This window comes from Erwinia sp. S38, from assembly GCF_016624545.1.
Lineage (GTDB): Bacteria > Pseudomonadota > Gammaproteobacteria > Enterobacterales > Enterobacteriaceae > Erwinia > Erwinia coffeiphila.
This window is the reverse complement of sequence record NZ_JACVTS010000003.1, coordinates 177,377-197,095: the sequence shown is the minus strand read 5'-3', so window position 1 is coordinate 197,095 and position 19,719 is coordinate 177,377. Positions and strand designations below refer to the sequence as shown.

Genomic DNA, 19,719 nt, shown 5'->3' with positions numbered 1-19,719 from the left:
GGTAAAGTTCTTGGCGCGGGCTTAGCCCACGCTGTGTTCCAGGCTGATTGCCAGCAGTTTTTGCGCTTCTACCGCAAACTCCAGCGGCAGCTCAGAGAAGACGTCTTTGCAGAAGCCGTTAACGATCATGGAAATCGCATCGTCTTCGCTAATGCCACGCTGCAGGCAGTAGAACAGCTGATCTTCACCAATACGTGACGTTGTCGCTTCGTGCTCCAGCTGGGCGGTATTGTTGCGCACTTCCACATACGGGAAAGTATGTGCACCGCAGTCAGCACCAATCAGCATCGAGTCACACTGAGTGAAGTTACGCGCATTGGTCGCCGTCGGCATAATCTTCACCAGGCCGCGATAGGTGTTTTCACTCTTACCGGCTGAAATACCCTTCGAGATAATCGTCGACTTGGTATTTTTACCGATATGGATCATCTTGGTGCCGGTATCAGCCTGCTGACGACCGCTGGTCAGCGCAACAGAGAAGAATTCACCGATGGAGTTGTCACCGCGCAGGATCACACTCGGGTACTTCCAAGTAATGGCTGAGCCCGTTTCAGACTGGGTCCAGGACATTTTGCTGTTTTCGCCTTCGCACAGCGCACGCTTGGTCACGAAGTTCAGAATGCCGCCTTCGCTGTCGCCGCCGGAGAACCAGTTCTGCACGGTGGAATACTTCACTTCCGCGTCTTTGTGGATGATCACTTCAACCACTGCCGCATGCAGCTGATAGGTGTCGCGCACCGGTGCAGAGCAGCCTTCGATATAGCTCACGTAGCTGCCTTCATCGGCGATCAGGATCGTGCGCTCGAACTGCCCGGTTTTCGCCGCGTTGATGCGGAAATAGGTCGACAGCTCCATCGGGCAACGAACGCCTTTCGGGATGTATACAAAGGTGCCGTCAGAAGCAACGGCGGAGTTCAGCGCGGCAAAGAAGTTGTCGTTGGCCGGCACCACGGTACCCAGATACTGTTTGACCAGTTCCGGGTGATCGTGAATCGCTTCGCCGAATGAACAGAAGATGATGCCTTCTTTCGCCAGCTTGTCGCGGTAGGTGGTAGAAACCGAAACGGAGTCAAAGATGGCATCAACCGCCACTTCCTGACCTTCACGTACCGGAACACCCAGCTGTTTGAAAGCGTCTTCCACTTCCTGCGTCAGGTAGTTTGGCGCTTCGCTGCCGGAAGTCTGGGTGGCACCCGGCTCCGAGGCACAGGCATCGTCACAGCTGCCGCAGGACGGCGCGGAATAATAGCTGTAATCCTGGTAATCCAGTTTTTTATAGTTGGCCTTCAGCCAGTGTGGCTCTTCCATTTCCAGCCAGGCCGCGAACGCTTTCAGGCGGAAATCCAGCATCCACTCAGGTTCATTACGCTTGGCCGAGATCGCACGCACCACATCTTCGTTGATGCCGTGGGCGAATTCTTCGGTTTCCAGTTGGGTAAAGAAGCCTTCTTTATATTTCTGATGGCTGCCTTCCCAAACCTGTACATCATCAGATGCGTCAGTATTACGAGACATAGAGTTTACTCAACGCCAAAGCTTTCACCACAGCCACAGGCGTGTTGAGCTTTAGGGTTATTAAATTTAAAAATCTGGTTCAGACCTTCACGGACGAAATCAACTTCCGTACCGTCAATGTAGGGCATTGCCTGAAGGGGCACGAACAGCGATGCACCGTTATGGCTAAACTCCAAATCATCCTTCGCCGTCTCCTTCACCAGGTCCATGGTGTAACCAAAACCGGCGCAGCCAGACGTCTTCACGCCCAGCTTCAAACCTTTGATTTCAGGATCGCCAGCGGCAAGGCTGCTGATTTGTTTGGCGGCGCTGTCGGTGAGCGTCAATCCTTTCCAGATAAAGTCATCTGGGGAAAAAGATGCTGGATTTGCTGATTGCATAAATTACCTCGCGATACGTTAGCCCTTCGGGCTAGTGCCTCTATGTTAGTGATAACCTGTATCACTTCAACCTCTTGTTTTGCAGGGATATTACCCTTTGGGTGTTTTTCTAATCTTATTGAGTAAGTTTAGCCCCTGCGAAACAGATAGTGACGTGCTCTTCAGGTCAAAACCGCAAAAGATAAATTGTTGAAAACAAAATGTTTCTAAGTTGTAATCCCAAGCCACTTCTTAATAATAATCATTCACCTAAATCCCTTATCGCGCTTATCGGTAATACCAATTTTTTTGAAAGGCGGCATTTATCGATAAAAAATCCCGCCGGGTGATTGAATATTAACGCAGTTATAATATGATAATGATTATCATTAGCGCGACTGGGACCAGCAATGAATCTGTCGATGAGTGCGTGGCTGCAACACAAGATTGATGAATATAAGTTTTCCGTACGTGATATCACCGTCGATTTCTATATGGCGCAGGCAAAGCTGAACCGCCCGGAATGCACCATTGAACAGTTACGCAAGTTCAATGATACCTGTCTCGATATGGCTGAGCTTTGCCAGCTGAACGGTGACGATCAGAGCTATCTGCACGCAATGGGCAAACTTCATCAACGACTGGTTGTTGAGCTGAGCAATACATCCCGCGAACGACTGTTCCGCATGCAGGCCTGGCAGCTGGCGCGCCATTCCCTCAGTCGCCTGTGTCATCAGCTGGCACTCAACGGTGAATGGGATAAAGCAACGGTACTGCAAAGCGATTTTGTGAAACACGCTTCGTGGATTATGTAGTCCCGCTACCAGTATACCGCGTGGCAGAGCAGCTAAAAACCCCGGATAATTTGGGGTTATTGGGTTATCACCGCCGTTGTTAGGCGCGAGCTACAGCATAATCGACTGTCCGGCCCGTAAATCTCGATCTGCCATACCTGATGCGTGCGTCCAATGTGGGTGGCGCGACAAACGCCGCGCACCTCCCCTTCTCGCGCGGACCGCACGTGATTGGCATTAATTTCCAGACCGACCACCTGCTGATCTCCCTGAGTGCAGAGATACCCTGCCATCGACCCCAGCGTTTCGGCCAGGGTGACCGACGCGCCGCCGTGCAGTAGCCCGAACGGCTGCCGGGTACGATTATCGACCGGCATTATCGCTTCAACACTGTCGTCATTCAGTGCGGTGAAACGGATACCGAGGTGCTCTACCATGGTGCCTTTGCTGTGCAGGTTCAGCTGTTCAAGCGTTACCTCACGTTTCCAGATAGCCATCAGACAATCTCCAGTAAAGCCTGCAGCGGATGGCGCATACCGCTTCCTTCAACGCGTTTCACCTGGCTGCGGCAGGAATAACCGCTAGCCAGACAGCGCTGACGGGGCAGCTTTTGTAGCGCCTTCTGCCAGGACAGTTCAAAGATACCCAGTGAGTTTTCCAGGTTTTTAGTTTCATGGCCGTAGGTGCCCGCCATGCCACAGCAGCCCACGCTGATGCTTTCCAGTTTTGCACCGAAGCGCGAGAAGATCGTCTCCCACTGCTTGATCGAACCCGGCAGCGCGGTCACTTCGGTACAGTGGCCGAACAGATACCAGGCTTCCCCGCTGACCGGCTGAATATCGCGATCCGCCAGTGCATTCTGCAACCACTCATGCACCAACTGCACGTTGAAGTCACCGCGTTTATCCCCCAGTACCTGGCGGTATTCATCGCGGTAGCAGAGTACCAGCGCCGGGTCGACACCGACCATCGGCAGGTCCAATTGGGCCACGCGATTAAGGAAATCGGATGTTTTCTGCGCCGTACGGGCAAACTGCTGCAGGAAGCCTTTCACGTGCTGTGCTTTACCATTGGGTGAGAACGGCAGCACCACCGGTGTAAAACCAAGTCGGTCAATCAGCTGCACAAAATCACCAATCAACTGCGCTTCGTAATAGCTGGTGAACGGGTCCTGCACCACCAGCACGTGCTGCGCCCGCTGTTCGGCGCTCATCTGCTCAAGCTGTTCCAGGGTCGTCGTCGCGCTGCGGTGCTTCGACAGCTGCTGTTTTAGCGTCGGCGAGGAGAGCAGCGGCAGATCCACCATACCTAACTGGCGTTTACTCAGCGCGCCAACCCAGCGCTGACGCAGGAAGAAGTTAAAGGTTTTCGGCGCGATGGACATCAGCGGCGCGTAGCTTTCAACCGTAGCCACCAGGTAGTCACTGACCGGGCGCAGGTAACGGGTGTGGTAAAGCTGCAGGAAGCGCGAACGGAAGCCCGGCACATCAATTTTAATCGGGCACTGGGTGGAACAGGCTTTACAGGCCAGACAGCCGGACATCGCCTCCTTCACCTCATGTGAAAAATCATACTCGCCGCGCCGCGCATGCCAGCTGTTGCGGGTCCGCTGGATCATCCCGCGCAGGCTGATGCCTTTCGACGGCAGCTGCTTCTCCAGCACCAGAGGATCGACACCCTGTTCGGCCAGCAGGCGCAGCCATTCACGCGTCAGCGTAGCGCGCCCTTTCGGTGAATGCATACGATTGCTGGTAATTTTCATCGACGGGCACATCGGGCTGTTCACATCAAAGTTAAAGCACAGCCCGTTACCGTTACACTCCATCGCACCGCGCCAGTCGCTGCGCACCGAAATGGGGATTTGTCTGTCCCAGGTACCGCGCTTAACCGCATCAACTTTCAGCATGGGATCGTCAACACCGATCGGCGCGCAGATTTTTCCGGGATTTAGCCGGTTAGCCGGGTCAAAGGCTGCCTTGATTCGCCGCAGCTCGCTATACAGCTCTTCGCCAAAGAACGCCGGACTGTATTCCGCACGGAAGCCCTTACCGTGCTCTCCCCACAGCAGGCCGCCATACCGGGCGGTCAGTGCGACGACCTCATCGGAGACCTTTTTCATCAGGATCTCCTGTTGCGGATCGCACATATCCAGTGCGGGGCGAACGTGCAGAACCCCGGCGTCAACGTGGCCGAACATCCCGTAGCTCAGATTATGGCTGTCGAGCAGCGCACGAAACTCAACGATATAGTCCGCCAGATTTTCCGGCGGTACTGCCGTATCCTCAACAAAAGGCAGTGGTTTGGCCCGGCCTTTAGCATTACCCAGCAGGCCCACCGCTTTTTTACGCATGCCGTAGATACGCTCAATGCCGCCGACGTCGTTACAGAGCTGATAACCAATCACGCCGCCCTGGCCTTCCGCCATCAGCGTTTCCAGCCGTTCACAGAGTGAGTCAACCTGGCCGTCAATCAGCGCTTTATCATTTCCGGCGAACTCAACCATATTCAGGCCGAGCATCTCTTTATCCGGCACGTCGGAAATCAGTTCGCTGACCGAGTGCCAGACAATATCTTCCTTCGCCAGATTAAGCACTTTAGAGTCAACGGTTTCGACCGACAGCGCTTTGGCTTCCACCATAAACGGCGCATTACGCAACGCGGAATCAAACGAGTCATATTTGATATTGACCAGCCGCCGCACTTTAGGGATCGGCGTGATATCCAGCCGCGCCTCGGTAATAAAGGCCAGTGTACCTTCGGCCCCACACAGCAGGCGAGTCAGGTCAAATTGCTGGAGATCGTCGCTCAGCACATGGCGAAGATCGTAGCCGGTAAGAAAGCGGTTAAGCTTAGGAAACTTATCCAGGATAAGCTGGCGCTGCTGGCGGCAGCGGTCCAGCACAACTCGATAGATATTCCCCTCAGCACCCTGCTGCTGCGCCAGCTGCTCCGCCAGTTCGACAGGCATTTCTCGGGTATCCAGAATATCACCGCCGAGCAGAACCGCACGCAGGCCAAGGACGTGATCGGAGGTTTTACCATAAACCAGCGACCCCTGCCCGGAGGCATCCGTATTAATCATCCCGCCAAGGGTGGCGCGGTTACTGGTGGACAATTCAGGAGAGAAGAAATAGCCGTAGGGCTTAAGGTAGGCGTTGAGCTGATCTTTAATCACGCCCGCTTCAACTTTTACCCAGCCTTCTTCGGTATTAATTTCCAGGATGCGCTTCATATGGCGCGACATATCTACCACAATCCCACGGTTCAGAGACTGACCGTTGGTGCCGGTGCCGCCGCCACGCGGCGCAAAAACCAGCGACTCAAAGCGTTCTTCGCCGGCAAGGCGGGCGATCAACGCAACATCAGCGGTAGAGCGGGGAAAGACAACTGCGTCGGGTAGCAGCTGGTAAATACTGTTATCGGTCGACATTATCAGGCGATCGGCATAGCTGGTAGCCGTATCACCGGTAAAACCTTCCTGCTTCAGTGTATCCAAAAACGTCAGCACCAGTTGAACAAGGCCCGGTGCCTGGGAAATCTGTGGGATCATTATCGGGTGACCAAAATGTTGTATGGATCATTCTGCGTGTCGTAAATGACGCAGCTATCCGTTTTATCACATTTTTTTATGACCTGCCGTTATTTCAAAAAACGAAACAAAAGAATAACCTGTTGTCTGTGTCACAAAATCGTTTCATACATCATGATTAAACCGGCCGCCTTAGCGTAACTGTCGCGCTGACGCGGATTTTCAAAAAATAAAATGGTTGATACCAGAATGACAAATATTTCGTACGGCTCTGCCGGGCGAGGCGGACAGGATAATTTTTGACCCGAGGTAATGGTTCACACATGAAGAATGTTTATAAAGGTTGGGACTTGCCGCAGATTGTGTTCACGCTGCTGTTTATCAGCATTGCGATCATCGCCTGCTTCTGGGTGATTCAGCCTTTTATTCTGGGCTTTGCCTGGGCGAGTATGGTGGTGATTGCAACCTGGCCACTGATGATCAAAATTCAAGGCTGGCTGTGGGGCCGTCGTTCTCTGGCGGTTATCGCCATGACCCTGCTGCTGCTGCTGGTGTTTATTATTCCGATTTCGCTAATGGTTAACAGCCTGCTGGACAACAGTGCGCCGGTTATCGCCTTGGTCAGCTCCGGTCATTTGCAAATGCCGCAGCTGGCGTGGCTGAATGATATCCCGATGATCGGCGATAATCTTTATTCCGGTTATCACACGCTGGTCGCCGGGGGCGGAACCGCACTGCTCGCAAAAATCCAGCCCTACATTGGCCGAACCACCGGTTTCTTCGTTGCGCAGGCCGGATACTTTGGCCGCTTTATGCTGCATCTGGGCCTGATGCTGCTGTTCAGCATGCTGTTATTCTGGCGCGGTGAACAGGTTGGGCGTGGTATTCGCCACTTTGCCTTCCGCCTTGCCGCCCGCCGTGGCGATGCCGCCGTGCTGCTCGCCGGTCAGGCCATTCGCGCCGTGGCGCTGGGCGTGGTGGTTACCGCGCTGGTACAGGGCGTGCTCGGCGGCATCGGTCTGGCGGTGTCCGGCATTCCCTATGCCACCCTGCTGACGGTGCTGATGATTTTCTCCTGCCTGGTACAGCTGGGTCCACTGACCGTGCTGGTGCCGGCGATTATCTGGCTGTACTGGAGCGGTGATACCACCTGGGGCACCGTGCTGCTGGTGTGGAGCTGTGTGGTGGGCACGCTGGATAACGTGCTGCGACCGATGCTGATCCGTATGGGGGCCGACCTGCCGCTGATCCTGATCCTTTCCGGAGTGATTGGCGGGCTGGTGGCGTTCGGCATGATTGGTTTGTTTATTGGCCCGGTGGTCCTTGCCGTCTCTTATCGTCTGGTGTGCGTCTGGGTCCACGAGGTTCCGGCTCCGAGCGACGATCCCACCCTGGTGGTTGAAGAACTGGTGGAGTTCGAAAACGATAATCCACGGCATCTCTAATCGTATACCTCAGCTCTCAGCTCTCAGCTCTCAGCTCTCAGCTCTCAGCTCTCAGCTCTCAGAATGATAAACGCGGCCAGTATCGCTGGTCGCAATCATTAGCAATAAAAAAGTATCCTCATGCCCCCACCTCCATTTTATTAGCAAATCTTGACTGTATTACCTGGAAACAGCATGTAAACAGCCCAACTCAGCACTTTTGTTAACCTTTTCTTCAGAATAAATGACAATAATCGGCTATCCGCTCGTGGATGCATTATTGATTTTAAACTAATAAGATGATTCTTAATGACGCCAGAATGCGCGTTGCTTAGTATTGAATCCATGTTTGAAATCAAGCTACTGATTTTTAAACGCCCTTTCCCCTGAGTGAAGTACAAAATTGCTGTGTGTAGTCTTTGCCCATCCTCTGCGATGGGCTTTTTTTTGGCTGCGTGTTAGCAGGGCAATGGTGGACGTTAGACGTTAGGCGTTTGCCGTTTTTCAAATCTGCTTCAGCAGTAGTACAGGTAGCAGTGATGTAGTCGTGGGTTGTGATTGTGCTGGTAGTGATATGAACAGCTGTGATATCCGCTGCTACGCTGCCTGGCCGGGCCTTTGATTGCCCGGGTCCTCGCGCCACGCAAAGCGTGGTTCCTTCACTTCGCTCGTCAGCCTGCCGGATCGGTGCAGACGGACCGTCCCTGGTCCGGCTGCACCTTTCTCCCGCGTCCTGCGGGCGAATCCTGGCTTCCTCTCTCCGTTCAGCGCTGTGGATGGTGCAATCAAAGGCCCGGCCAGTCCGCTTTAAACTTCTGTGTCGCCTGCTGTAAATACTGATTGAAAATCAACCCACTGATTTAAAAATTAATCACTTATTCTCAACATCCGGTGCTGCGCCATTGGGGCAATCCGCAGCGTCGAGGTGAAAGCCGATGGCCATGAGACGACAACCGGGATGTTGGCGTCAGGCGGAGTCGGGTCAGGGACGACCCGTCTTCGCCGGTCATTGGGCCAGCGGCTGCAACCGAGGGCACCGTGCAAGGCACGGCGCGAGGACCGCCCCGATGGCGCAGTACCGGCTGCGAACCCGGCACCGATCTAACCGCCACCAGGCACCAGGCACCAGGCACCAGGCACCAGGCAGCAAAACAAAAAAACCGCCATCGAAAACGAAAGCGGTTTTTTATAAGTGCCTCAGATAATCACCGAAGGCTGAAAACACGCCACGGCGTATCTAACAAAGGGAGCATCACACTCACTTTATTAAAGGCACTACTTCTTAATCTCAGCCAGCGACAGCCAGGTCTGCACCACGGTATCCGGGTTCAGGGACAGACTGTCGATCCCCTCCTCCATCAGCCAGGCCGCAAAATCCTCATGGTCCGACGGACCCTGACCGCAGATACCGACGTATTTACCCTTCTTCTTCGCCGCGCGGATCGCCATAGAAAGCAGCGCTTTCACCGCGTCATTACGCTCGTCAAACAGCTCGGACACCACGCCCGAATCGCGGTCAAGGCCAAGCGCCAGCTGGGTCATATCGTTGGAGCCGATAGAGAAGCCGTCGAAGTATTCCAGGAACTGCTCAGCCAGCAGCGCGTTGGACGGGATCTCACACATCATGATGATCTTCAGCCCGTTCTCGCCGCGCTTCAGTCCCTGACGTTCCAGCTCTTCAACCACCGCCTTCGCCTGAGCCACGGTACGCACGAACGGCACCATGATCTCCACGTTAGTCAGTCCCATCTCGTTGCGAACGCGCTTAACGGCCGCGCACTCTAACGCGAAGCAGTCGCGGAAGTTGTCGGCAACGTAGCGACCGGCACCACGGAAGCCCAGCATCGGGTTCTCTTCCTCAGGTTCGTAACGCTCGCCGCCAACCAGGTTGGCATATTCGTTAGTCTTAAAGTCAGACAGACGAACGATCACGCGCTTAGGCGAGAACGCCGCACCCAGCGTAGCAATCCCTTCGGTCAGACGGGCGATGTAGAACTCCACCGGGTCATCAAACCCTTTCATCATCCCGCGGATCTGCTGCTGCAGTTCCGGCGTCTGCTGATCGAACTCCAGCAGCGCTCTTGGGTGAACGCCAATCATACGGTTGATAATAAATTCCAGACGCGCCAGACCTACGCCTTCATTCGGCAGGCAGGCGAAGTCGAACGCGCGATCCGGGTTGCCGACGTTCATCATCACCTTCAGCGGCAGCGACGGCATTTCGTCAACCTGAGAGCTTTTCACCTGGAAGTCGAGCAGATCGTTATACACGTAGCCGGTATCACCTTCCGCACAGGACACGGTCACTTTCTGGCCGTCTTTCAGATGGTCGGTCGCATCACCGCAGCCCACTACCGCCGGAATACCCAGCTCACGGGCAATAATTGCCGCATGGCAGGTACGACCGCCGCGATTGGTCACAATCGCCGACGCTTTCTTCATGATCGGTTCCCAGTCCGGGTCGGTCATATCCGTTACCAGCACGTCGCCTTTCTCAATGCGGCCCATCTCGCTGATATCGTGAATCACTTTCACTTCACCGGCACCGATACGATGGCCGATTGCGCGGCCCTCAACCAGAATTTTGCCTTTGCCCTGCAGGTTATAACGCTCCATCACCTGGCCGTTAGAACGCACGGTTTCCGGGCGCGCCTGCACGATAAACAGCTTGCCGGTGTGACCGTCTTTCGCCCATTCGATGTCCATCGGGCGCTGGTAGTGTTTCTCAATCAGCACCGCCTGCACCGCCAGCGCTTCAACCTCTTTGTCGGTCAGACTGAAGCGGTCGCGCTCGGCTTCCGGCACGTCTTCGATCGCTACCTGCTTGCCGTGTTCCTGCGAATCGGCGTAGACCATGCGGATCTTTTTCGATCCCATATTGCGGCGCACAATCGCCGGGCGGCCAGCGGCCAGCGTCGGTTTGTGCACGTAGAATTCATCAGGGTTAACCGCACCCTGCACCACCATTTCACCCAGGCCCAGCGCCGCGGTGATAAAGACCACCTGATCGAAGCCCGATTCGGTATCAATGGTGAACATCACGCCCGATGACGCCAGGTCAGAACGCACCATGCGCTGAACGCCAGCAGAGAGCGCCACGCCACGGTGGTCATAGCCCTGATGCACGCGGTAAGAGATCGCGCGGTCGTTAAACAGTGAGGCGAAAACGTGCTTCACCGCCACCAGCACCGCGTCATAACCCTGCACGTTCAGGAAGGTTTCCTGCTGCCCGGCAAACGACGCATCCGGCATGTCTTCTGCCGTCGCCGAAGAGCGCACGGCAAACGACGCGTCAGCATCGTCAGAAGACAGCTGGTCGTAGGCCTGATGAATAGCCTGTTCCAGCTCCGGCTGGAAAGGCGTGTCGATAATCCACTGACGGATCTGCTTACCCGCTTTCGCCAGCTGATCAATATCATCAATATCGGTCTTATCCAGCAGTTCATAGATACGCTGGTTAACGCCGCTTTGATCAAGGAACTGGTTGAAAGCATCAGAGGTTGTCGCAAAGCCATTCGGCACGGACACACCCAGTGATGACAGGTTAGTAATCATTTCACCCAGAGAAGCATTTTTGCCTCCCACCCGATCGACATCGTGCATGCCAAGTTCGTTATACCAGAGCACGAGCGGCAATTGGCCTTTATTGGACATTGAAGCAATCCTTGTAAGATTTAATTAGGAATAAGGGATACAGCATTGCTTAGTGAGACTGTCACAACATCGGAGGGTTGAGAAAGTGTTGAATCGTTCAAGCAACTCGGCGGCGGCGTTTTTAAGACAACTCTGCGCAGGATAATGACTGAAAGAAATCAAATTAAAAAATAAATGCGTTAATTTTCATTAATTTAAAAAATCACTCCTAAATCACTCAAATTTGTTTGCGCAACAAAAACAGGATTCCATTTAAGAATGATTTTATAAAAAAGGGGGCTTTAATTGAATAGTAAATAGAAACGTCATTTCAATTTTGCAGAATGAAATGATAATGCAAAGTTTATAAGAATAAAAATTTCAAATCATCTTTTATTTGAATTTTTTATTTTGTTTTGTCGATGAAATCACAGTTTGCTTTCCGTATCGGAAATAATTTAGTCTGCCCGCATAGCTCATTCTGGAGATAAAATGGACGTGAATGCCGAACGCAGTGTTTTCTATATTTCAGATGGTACGGCAATAACCGCCGAGGTGCTGGGTCATGCCGTACTTTCCCAGTTCCCGGTGGAAACCAACAGCGTGACGCTGCCCTTCGTGGAGAACGTGCAGCGGGCACAGGCGGTGAAAGCGCAAATCAACACCATTTATCAGCACAGCGGTATTCGCCCGCTGGTATTTATCTCTATCGTTACGCCGGAAATCCGCGAGATCATTTTACAAAGTGACGGATTCTGCCAGGACATCGTTCAGTCGCTGGTGGCACCGCTGCAGCAGGAGCTGGGCGTTGCGCCTGCGCCGGTCGCTAACCGTACCCACGGTCTGACCGCCAGCAACCTGGGCAAATACGACGCCCGTATTGCCGCCATTGACTACACGCTGGCCCACGATGACGGTATTTCTCTGCGTGGGCTGGAGGAAGCGCAGGTGATACTCCTTGGCGTATCGCGCTGCGGTAAAACCCCGACCAGCCTTTATCTGGCGATGCAGTTCGGCATCAAAGCGGCGAACTACCCGTTTATCGCCGACGATATGGATAACCTGAAGCTGCCGCCCGCGCTGAAGCCGTTCCAGAACAAGCTGTTTGGCCTGACCATCGACCCGGAACGTCTGGCGGCGATTCGCCAGGAGCGCGCGGTGAATACCCGTTACGCCTCAATGCGCCAGTGCCGACTGGAGGTAGGTGAAGTTGAAGCGCTATTCCGCACCAATCAGATCCGCTATCTCAACAGTACCAACTATTCGGTAGAAGAAATCGCTACCAAGATCCTCGATATCATGGGACTGGCGCGACGCATGTACTGACGCCCGGCAAACCAACGGGCCTGCGGTTTTTTTATGGCATTTATCCTGCGGCGATGGTTGAAATCATCGCCGTTTGCTTTAAGGTGATCGCCATTACTTCCCGGTATTCCTGCCGTTGTGAAGACAAAATTTAGAGAAGACCATGAATAAAACAGATGAACTGCGGACCGCGCGCATCGACAGCCTGATAACGCCTGCCGAACTGCTTGCCAGACAGCCTATTACCGCCGCTATAGCCGAAAATGTGATGACCTCCCGCCAGCGTATTGCCCGTATTCTTTCGGGCGAGGACAAGCGTCTGCTGGTGGTCATCGGCCCCTGCTCGCTGCACGATCCCGCTGCAGCACTGGAGTACGCCTCACGCCTCAACGAGCTGCGCGATAAGTATCAGTCCCGGCTTGAAATCGTGATGCGCGCCTATTTTGAAAAGCCGCGCACGGTGGTGGGCTGGAAAGGACTGATTTCAGACCCGGATCTGGACGGCAGTTTCCGCGTTAACCACGGGCTGGAAGTGGCACGCAAGCTGCTGTTGGATATCAATGCCCTGGGCATGCCCACCGCCACTGAATTTCTCGATATGGTGATCGGGCAGTTTATTGCTGACCTGATTAGCTGGGGCGCTATCGGCGCGCGCACCACTGAAAGCCAGATTCACCGTGAAATGGCCTCTGCGCTCTCCTGCCCGGTGGGCTTCAAAAACGGCACCGACGGCAATATCCGTATCGCCGTAGATGCTATTCGTGCGGCCCGCGTCAGCCATATGTTCCTCTCTCCGGATAAGCAGGGGCAGATGACGATCTATCAGACCAGCGGCAATCCTTCCGGCCATATCATTATGCGCGGCGGCAAGCAGCCTAACTACCATGCACAGGACATTGCTGAAGCCGCCGCGGCACTTACCGAACATCGTCTGCCGACGCAGATGGTGATCGACTTCAGTCACGGTAACTGCCTGAAACAGCATCGTCTGCAAAAAGATGTGGCAGCCTCCATCGCCGGGCAGATCCGCAACGGCTCAACGGCGATTGCGGGGGTGATGATTGAAAGTTTCCTGCAGGAAGGGGCGCAAAAAGTTCTGCCGGACACGCCGCTGACCTGGGGCCAGTCCATCACCGATCCCTGCCTCGGGTGGGATGACAGCGCCGCCGTTCTGGCGCTGCTGGCGGACGCTATCGACAGCCGCTTTTAATCTTTTGGCTGGCCATTTTATGGCCAGTCTTTCATCTTCTATGCTCTCCCCCGTCAATAAGCTGAATTTCTGCTTGATTACCGCCACCTTTCCCTGATAATGATTATCATTCTGATAATGAATATCCTTTTTCTATCAACGGCTATTCTGTGTGATCGCTCCCGAGTATGCGATCGGCAGCCATGATTTTACGAGCCATCAGTGGTAATGATTGTCACTGACGATTGTCAGTGGATGAACTTTGTGAGGAGCAGCAATGACAGCGCAATACCAACGTTATACCGAATTAAAAGAAGAGCATCCGAAAAAATATGCCCGCGATCTTGCTGCGCTGATGGGGATCAGCGAAGCCGAGTTGACCGCTGCACGCGTTGGCCATCAGGCTGCTCCACTGCGCCCTGCGATGCGCGAACTGCTGCACGCGCTGGAAAAAGTGGGTGAAACCAAATGCATCACCCGCAACGAATATGCCGTTCATGAACAGCTGGGCACCTTTAACAATATCCATATCAATGAACATGCCGGGATCGTACTGAACCCGCGCGCGCTGGATCTGCGCGTGTTTGTGAATCAGTGGGCCAGCGTGTTCCATCTGCAGGAAATGACCGGACACGGCGAACGCCAGAGCATTCAGTTCTTCGATCGCCAGGGCGATGCGGTGCTGAAAGTCTACGCGACCGATAAAACCGATATGGATGCCTGGCAGGCCGTGCTGGCCGAATTCAAAGCCGAACCGGCCGCTGAGTTCAGCGTAGCCGCTGCGGAACCTGCCAGCTTTGCTGACAGCGTGGATGCCGCAGTGCTGGAAAGCGAGTGGCGCGCAATGACCGACGTGCACCAGTTCTTCCGTCTGCTGAAGCGCCATAACGTTTCCCGCCAGCAGGCTTTCCGCGCCGTTGCCGACGATCTGGCGACTCGCGTCAGCAATACGTCACTGGCGACGCTGCTGGAAACCGTTAAGCGCGACGGTAACGAAATCATGATTTTCGTCAGCAACCGCGCCTGCACCCAGATTTTCACCGGCGTAATTGAGAAGCTGATGCCAATGCACAACTGGCTGAATATCTTTAACCCGGCGTTCACTCTGCACCTGCAGGAGCTGGAAATTGCCGAAACCTGGATCACCCGTAAACCGACCGCCGACGGCATTGTCACCAGCCTTGAGCTTTTCGCCGCTGACGGTACGCAGATCGCCCAGCTTTACGGTCAGCGCAGCGAAGGCCAGCCGGAACAGAGCCAGTGGCGCGAACAGTTAGCAACCCTCAGCAGCGAGGAAGTTTCAGCATGAAATCATGGTTAGCCGCGCTTTGCGTTTTACCGCTGTCGTTTTCAACCCTGGCCGCTGAGCGCATCGTCAGCATCGGTGGTGATGTAACGCAGATTATCTATGCCCTTAACGGACAAAAAGATCTCGTCGCACGTGACACCACCAGTCTGCACCCGGAAGAAGTGAAGAAACTGCCCGACGTTGGCTATATGCGTATGCTGAACCCTGAAGGCATTCTCGCGCTGAAACCGACGCTGGTGCTGACCACAGAGCTGGCTAAACCGGCGCTGGCGCTGGAACAGGTGGCGAAAAACGGTGTGAAAGTGGTCGATGTCACCGGTAAGACCGACGTCTCTGCGATCAATCAGAAAATTGAAACTGTTGCCGTCGCCCTGCATCGCGAGCAGGAAGGCAAAGTGCTTCAGGCGAAGATCTCCAGCGAGCTGGCCAGCATTCCTAAAACTCAGCTGCCGGTGAAGGTGCTGTTTATCCTCGCCCACCAGGGCATGGGCACTATGGCTGCGGGCAGCGGCACGTCTGCTGACAGCGCTATCCAGGCGGCAGGTCTGCAAAACGCCATGGCTTCGGTAAACCGTTATCAGGCGCTGTCGCAGGAAGGCGTGGTTGCCAGTGCGCCACAGCTGATTGTGATCACCACCGATGGCCTGAAAACCGTTGGCGGTGAAGCAAACCTGTGGAAACTGCCGGGTCTGGCATTGACTCCGGCGGCGAAAAACAAGCAGCTGCTGGTGGTTGATGACATGGCGCTGCTGGGCTTCGGTATCGATACCCCTGCGGCTATTCTGAAGCTGCGCCAGACCGCGGAAACCATTAAGTGATGTCAGCACGCGCCTTACGCTGGCTGGGCATTTTACTGCTGCTGCTGCTGACGCTCGCCGTCAGCGCAGCCAATATCGGGGCGATGAAGCTGTCGCTGCCGATGCTGTGGCATGCCGGAACGGACAGCAGCCTGTGGCAAATCTGGTTTACTATTCGCCTGCCCCGCGTACTGCTGGCGGTCATCGTCGGCGGTGCGCTGGCGCTCTCCGGCTGCGTCATGCAGGGCTTGTTCCGTAACCCGCTGGCCGATCCTGGTCTGCTGGGGATCAGCAGCGGTGCGGCGCTGGCGGTGGCGTTCTCTATCGTCATGTCTGTTTCGCTGCCGGGAATTTTCGCGCTGTATGTACCGCTGTTTGCGGCGTTTATCGGCAGTATTGCGGTAACAGTGCTGATTTTCCTGCTCAGCCGCCAGGGTTTTAGCGGACTGAGCCGCCTGCTGCTGGTGGGGATTGCGATCAATGCTCTCTGTGCCGCAGCCGTGGGCGTGCTGTCGTGGGTCAGCACCGACCAGCAGCTGCGCCAGCTGTCGCTGTGGGGCATGGGCAGTCTGGGTTCCGCGCAGTGGCCAACCGTACTGGTTTGCGCCTCGGTGGTGTTACCGGCGATGGTGCTGGTTCAGCGCCTTGCCGGGCGTCTGAATCTGCTACAGCTGGGCGAGGAAGAAGCACACTATCTCGGCGTCGACGTGCCGCGCACCCAGCGCTATCTGCTGGTGCTCAGCGCGCTGCTGGTCGCCGCTGCGGTATCGGTCAGCGGTATTATCGGCTTTATCGGCCTGGTCGTGCCGCATCTGATGCGCTTCTGGCTCGGCGGCGATCATCGCTGGCTACTGCCCTCTTCGCTGCTCAGCGGTGCCATCCTGCTGCTGATTTCGGACACGCTGGCGCGCACGCTGGTGGCTCCTGCAGAAATGCCCGTTGGTTTGCTCACCAGCCTGATAGGCGGTCCGTGGTTCCTGTGGCTGATCCTGCGCCGCCGTGGAGGTATGAATGGATGAGTCATTAACGGCCAGCGGGCTGGGCTATAACCCTGGCCAGCGCTGGTTGCTTGAAGATATCTCCCTCAGTCTGCGCCCCGGTGAGCTGGTATCGCTGATTGGGCCAAACGGGGCCGGTAAATCGACACTGCTGCGTCTGCTGACCGGTTTCTACACGCCACAGCGCGGGCAGTGCACGCTTAACGGCAAGCCGCTGGCGGCCTGGTCACCGGCAAAATTATCGCAGCAGCGGGCGGTAATGCGTCAGCAAAGCAATATGAGCTTCCCGCTCAGCGTAGCCGATGTGGTGGCGATGGGCCGCGCGCCCTGGCCTGGACAACCGCAAAAGGCGATCGTTCAGGAAGTGATGGCGCTGACCGGCTGTGTGAATCTGGCTAATCGCGATTTCCTGCAGCTTTCCGGCGGCGAACAGCAGCGGGTGCAGCTGGCCCGCGCGCTGGCGCAGCTGTGGCAGCAGGACGGACCGCGCGGCTGGCTGTTCCTTGATGAACCAACCTCGGCGCTGGATCTCTATCACCAGCAGCACCTGCTGCGCCTGCTGTCGCAGCTGACCCAGCGGCATCCGCTCAGCGTCTGCTGCGTGCTGCACGATCTGAATCTTGCGTCGCTGTGGTCGGACCGTGTGATACTGCTGGCGCAGGGGAAACTGGTAGCCGAAGGCACGCCGGCCGACGTGCTGGATGAAGAGACACTGACGCGCTGGTATCACGCCGACGTGATGGTGCACCCGCATCAGATCGAAGGGGTGCCACAGGTGGCTCTGCGCCGCTAGCTGGAGCAGCTGACCTCGATTTTCTTACCCCAGTCCGGCGGTCGACGTGCCAGATCGCCGAACTCTTCGATGTCTTCAAACGGATGTGACAGCGCCTGGTGAAGTCTTGCCAGTGCGCTGGTGTCGTCCTGTTCCGCCTTCTCAATGACCTGCTGTGCCAGATAGTTACGCAACACTACCGCCGGATTAGCCTGTTTCATAGCCCGCTGGCGATCCTCATCGCTACGCTCTTCCTGCAAGACCCGCTGACGCCAGACGTTATACCAGCCGTCAAACGCATCGCGATCGATAAACTCATCGCGCAGCGGTGAACGGGACTGCTGCTGCTCGCTGTCGCTAAGTAACCGGAAGGTACGGGTATAATCGCTTCCCTCACGCGTCATTAACGACAGCAGCCCGGTAAGAATATCGTTATCGTGCCTGTCGGCGGTCATCAGCCCCAGTTTCGCCCGCATTTTTTCGCCCCAGGCTCGCATCAGCTCCGGTTCGTAGTTCGCCAGCGCCTGCTTAAGCTGCTCGGTAGTCATCAGGCCCGAGAGCGAATGCGCCAGGCGGTTGAGGTTCCACAGCCCAATCATTGGCTGATTCTCAAAGCTGTAGCGTCCCTGGTGGTCGGTATGGTTGCAGATAAATTCCGGCTGGTAGTCATCCAGAAAACCATAAGGGCCGTAGTCCAGCGTCAGGCCGAGAATCGACATGTTATCGGTATTCATTACGCCGTGGGCAAACCCTACGCTCTGCCAGCTGGCGATCAGCCGCGCGGTGCGCTTCACCACGTCGCTGAACCACAGCAGGTATTTATCCGCTTCCTGTTGCAGATGCGGCCAGTGATGACGAATGGCGTAGTCGGCCAGCTCGTTGACTTTTTGCTGATTGCCGCTGTAGTAAAAATGCTCAAAGTGGCCAAAGCGCAGGTGACTCTCCGCAACACGCAGCAGCATCGCACCGCGTTCGGTTGTTTCGCGGTAAACGGGTTCGTCGCTGGCAACAATAGTCAGCGCCCGGGTGGTCGGGATGCCCAGCGCGTGCATCGCTTCAGAGGCCAAAAACTCGCGCAGCGTGGAGCGCAGAACCGCACGCCCGTCCCCCATCCGCGAATAAGGCGTCAGCCCCGCACCCTTCAGGTGCCAGTCAACTTTACGCCCGTCGGCCAGCTGCTGTTCACCCAGCAGCAGCCCGCGCCCGTCACCGAGCTGTCCGGCCCAGACGCCGAACTGATGACCGCTATAGACCTGCGCCAGCGGCTGCATGCCATCCGCCAGGCGGTCGCCGCTCCACAGCCCAACGTTCTCCGCGTTGAACAGCTCGTCGCCCAGCCCCAGTTCACGCGCCAGCGCTGCGTTACGATACAGCAGGCGTGGATTCGCTAACGGTGTGGGCGATACGGTGCTGTAGCAGCCGCTCAGTTCCTGGAACCAGGTATTATTAAATTGCATGCTGTCTCCATCAGTGCCCGCGGGAACATCCCCGAAGGCAGGTGCAGGAGCTAGTGTAAATCGCGGAGCGTGGATAAAACACGGAGACTATGAAGGGTTATTCGGCTTTCTTCCCGCATCATCGAATTAACAGGCCTGACAAAAGCGGTCAACGCTGCGTTCGTCCGTTTAAATCCGTCGCGCCTGCCAGAACACTTTGCGCCAGTAAACATTATCCAGCGAGGACCGCATCACCCCCTGGCTGGTCGAGGCGTGAATAAACTGATTGTCGGTGTCATAAATACCCACATGCAGGCCGTTTTCGCCGCTGCCGGTTTTAAAGAACACTAGATCGCCGGGCAGCAGATCGTCCTTACTGATGCGTGTACCAATATCGGTTTGCGCGGAGGTGGTGCGCGGCAGCTGCAAATCAAAGCGATCGCGGAAGGTCAGATAAACAAAACCCGAGCAGTCAACGCCACCCCGACTCATGCCACCGTAGCGGTAAGGGGTTCCGTGCCACTGAGAAAGCTGATCGTCGAGCTGCGCAATCACCATTATCCGGTCGGCAAGCTGCGTTTTTGGCGGAGGGGCATGGCTGCTGCAGCCGGCAAGAATCACGATCATGAGCACAAACCAGTAACGCATAGCACACCATC

At 55.6% G+C, this 19,719-nt stretch carries 15 protein-coding genes and 1 other RNA gene; 9 read left to right on the top strand and 7 right to left on the bottom strand.

Annotated elements, in window-relative coordinates:
• Positions 1 to 21 precede the first annotated feature (21 nt).
• Both sufB and sufA read right to left on the bottom strand, forming a co-directional pair.
• Positions 22 to 1,515 carry a Fe-S cluster assembly protein SufB gene (gene sufB / locus IBT46_RS05250; RefSeq protein ID WP_105594975.1) on the bottom strand — a complete coding sequence of 498 codons (1,494 nt, stop codon included), beginning with the start codon at positions 1,513 to 1,515 and terminating at the stop codon, positions 22 to 24.
• Positions 1,516 to 1,520: 5 nt separating this feature from the next.
• Complete coding sequence (sufA, locus tag IBT46_RS05245) at positions 1,521 to 1,895, bottom strand: Fe-S cluster assembly scaffold SufA (RefSeq protein ID WP_105594976.1); 375 nt, start codon at positions 1,893 to 1,895, stop codon at positions 1,521 to 1,523.
• A gap of 389 nt (positions 1,896 to 2,284) precedes the next feature.
• Between sufA and IBT46_RS05240 the strand changes: the two genes are divergently transcribed.
• Positions 2,285 to 2,689, top strand: a complete 405-nt coding sequence (locus IBT46_RS05240; RefSeq protein WP_105594977.1) for a hypothetical protein — start codon at positions 2,285 to 2,287, stop codon at positions 2,687 to 2,689.
• 56 nt (positions 2,690 to 2,745) lie between these two features.
• Here the strand turns inward: IBT46_RS05240 and IBT46_RS05235 are convergent, their stop codons facing one another.
• Together IBT46_RS05235 and IBT46_RS05230 are read right to left on the bottom strand one after the other, a co-directional pair.
• Positions 2,746 to 3,165, bottom strand: coding sequence for a hotdog fold thioesterase (locus IBT46_RS05235; protein ID WP_200544630.1), 420 nt, complete (start codon positions 3,163 to 3,165; stop codon positions 2,746 to 2,748).
• The gene (locus tag IBT46_RS05230) at positions 3,165 to 6,218 is read right to left on the bottom strand and encodes an FAD-binding and (Fe-S)-binding domain-containing protein (RefSeq protein ID WP_200544628.1); all 3,054 of its coding nucleotides are present in this window, start codon (positions 6,216 to 6,218) and stop codon (positions 3,165 to 3,167) included. Before IBT46_RS05230 ends, IBT46_RS05235 begins: the two co-directional genes overlap by 1 nt.
• A 302-nt stretch (positions 6,219 to 6,520) precedes the next feature.
• On the opposite strand from IBT46_RS05230, the gene ydiK reads away from it, so the two are divergent.
• Complete coding sequence (ydiK, locus tag IBT46_RS05225; protein WP_200544626.1) at positions 6,521 to 7,642, top strand: AI-2E family transporter YdiK; 1,122 nt, start codon at positions 6,521 to 6,523, stop codon at positions 7,640 to 7,642.
• Positions 7,643 to 7,966: 324 nt separating this feature from the next.
• Positions 7,967 to 8,072, top strand: an RNA gene (rprA, locus tag IBT46_RS05220) — antisense sRNA RprA.
• An 824-nt stretch (positions 8,073 to 8,896) separates the two neighbouring features.
• Here the strand turns inward: rprA and ppsA are convergent.
• Complete coding sequence (gene ppsA, locus IBT46_RS05215; protein ID WP_200544624.1) at positions 8,897 to 11,275, bottom strand: phosphoenolpyruvate synthase; 2,379 nt, start codon at positions 11,273 to 11,275, stop codon at positions 8,897 to 8,899.
• A 471-nt stretch (positions 11,276 to 11,746) separates the two neighbouring features.
• On the opposite strand from ppsA, the gene IBT46_RS05210 reads away from it, so the two are divergent.
• From IBT46_RS05210 to IBT46_RS05185, 6 genes are all read left to right on the top strand, one after another.
• Positions 11,747 to 12,580: a pyruvate, water dikinase regulatory protein gene (locus IBT46_RS05210; RefSeq protein ID WP_105594982.1), complete on the top strand. Its 834-nt coding sequence runs from the start codon at positions 11,747 to 11,749 to the stop codon at positions 12,578 to 12,580.
• Between the two features lie 142 nt (positions 12,581 to 12,722).
• Positions 12,723 to 13,769 (top strand): 3-deoxy-7-phosphoheptulonate synthase, encoded by a 1,047-nt coding sequence (locus tag IBT46_RS05205; RefSeq protein ID WP_200544622.1) that lies wholly within the window; start codon positions 12,723 to 12,725, stop codon positions 13,767 to 13,769.
• 256 nt (positions 13,770 to 14,025) lie between these two features.
• Positions 14,026 to 15,057, top strand: a complete 1,032-nt coding sequence (locus tag IBT46_RS05200) for a hemin-degrading factor (RefSeq protein ID WP_200544620.1) — start codon at positions 14,026 to 14,028, stop codon at positions 15,055 to 15,057.
• The gene (locus IBT46_RS05195; RefSeq protein ID WP_200544618.1) at positions 15,054 to 15,875 is read left to right on the top strand and encodes a hemin ABC transporter substrate-binding protein; all 822 of its coding nucleotides are present in this window, start codon (positions 15,054 to 15,056) and stop codon (positions 15,873 to 15,875) included. The genes IBT46_RS05200 and IBT46_RS05195 overlap by 4 nt, the downstream gene beginning before the upstream one ends.
• Positions 15,872 to 16,873, top strand: coding sequence for an iron ABC transporter permease (locus IBT46_RS05190; protein WP_105594986.1), 1,002 nt, complete (start codon positions 15,872 to 15,874; stop codon positions 16,871 to 16,873). Before IBT46_RS05195 ends, IBT46_RS05190 begins: the two co-directional genes overlap by 4 nt.
• Positions 16,866 to 17,645 (top strand): heme ABC transporter ATP-binding protein, encoded by a 780-nt coding sequence (locus IBT46_RS05185; protein WP_200544616.1) that lies wholly within the window; start codon positions 16,866 to 16,868, stop codon positions 17,643 to 17,645. The genes IBT46_RS05190 and IBT46_RS05185 overlap by 8 nt, the downstream gene beginning before the upstream one ends.
• Here IBT46_RS05185 and IBT46_RS05180 read toward each other — a convergent pair.
• The gene (locus tag IBT46_RS05180; RefSeq protein ID WP_200544614.1) at positions 17,642 to 19,081 is read right to left on the bottom strand and encodes a YdiU family protein; all 1,440 of its coding nucleotides are present in this window, start codon (positions 19,079 to 19,081) and stop codon (positions 17,642 to 17,644) included. The genes IBT46_RS05185 and IBT46_RS05180 overlap by 4 nt on opposite strands.
• Before the next feature lie 168 nt (positions 19,082 to 19,249).
• Positions 19,250 to 19,708, bottom strand: a complete 459-nt coding sequence (locus IBT46_RS05175; RefSeq protein ID WP_200544612.1) for a C40 family peptidase — start codon at positions 19,706 to 19,708, stop codon at positions 19,250 to 19,252.
• Positions 19,709 to 19,719 lie beyond the last annotated feature (11 nt).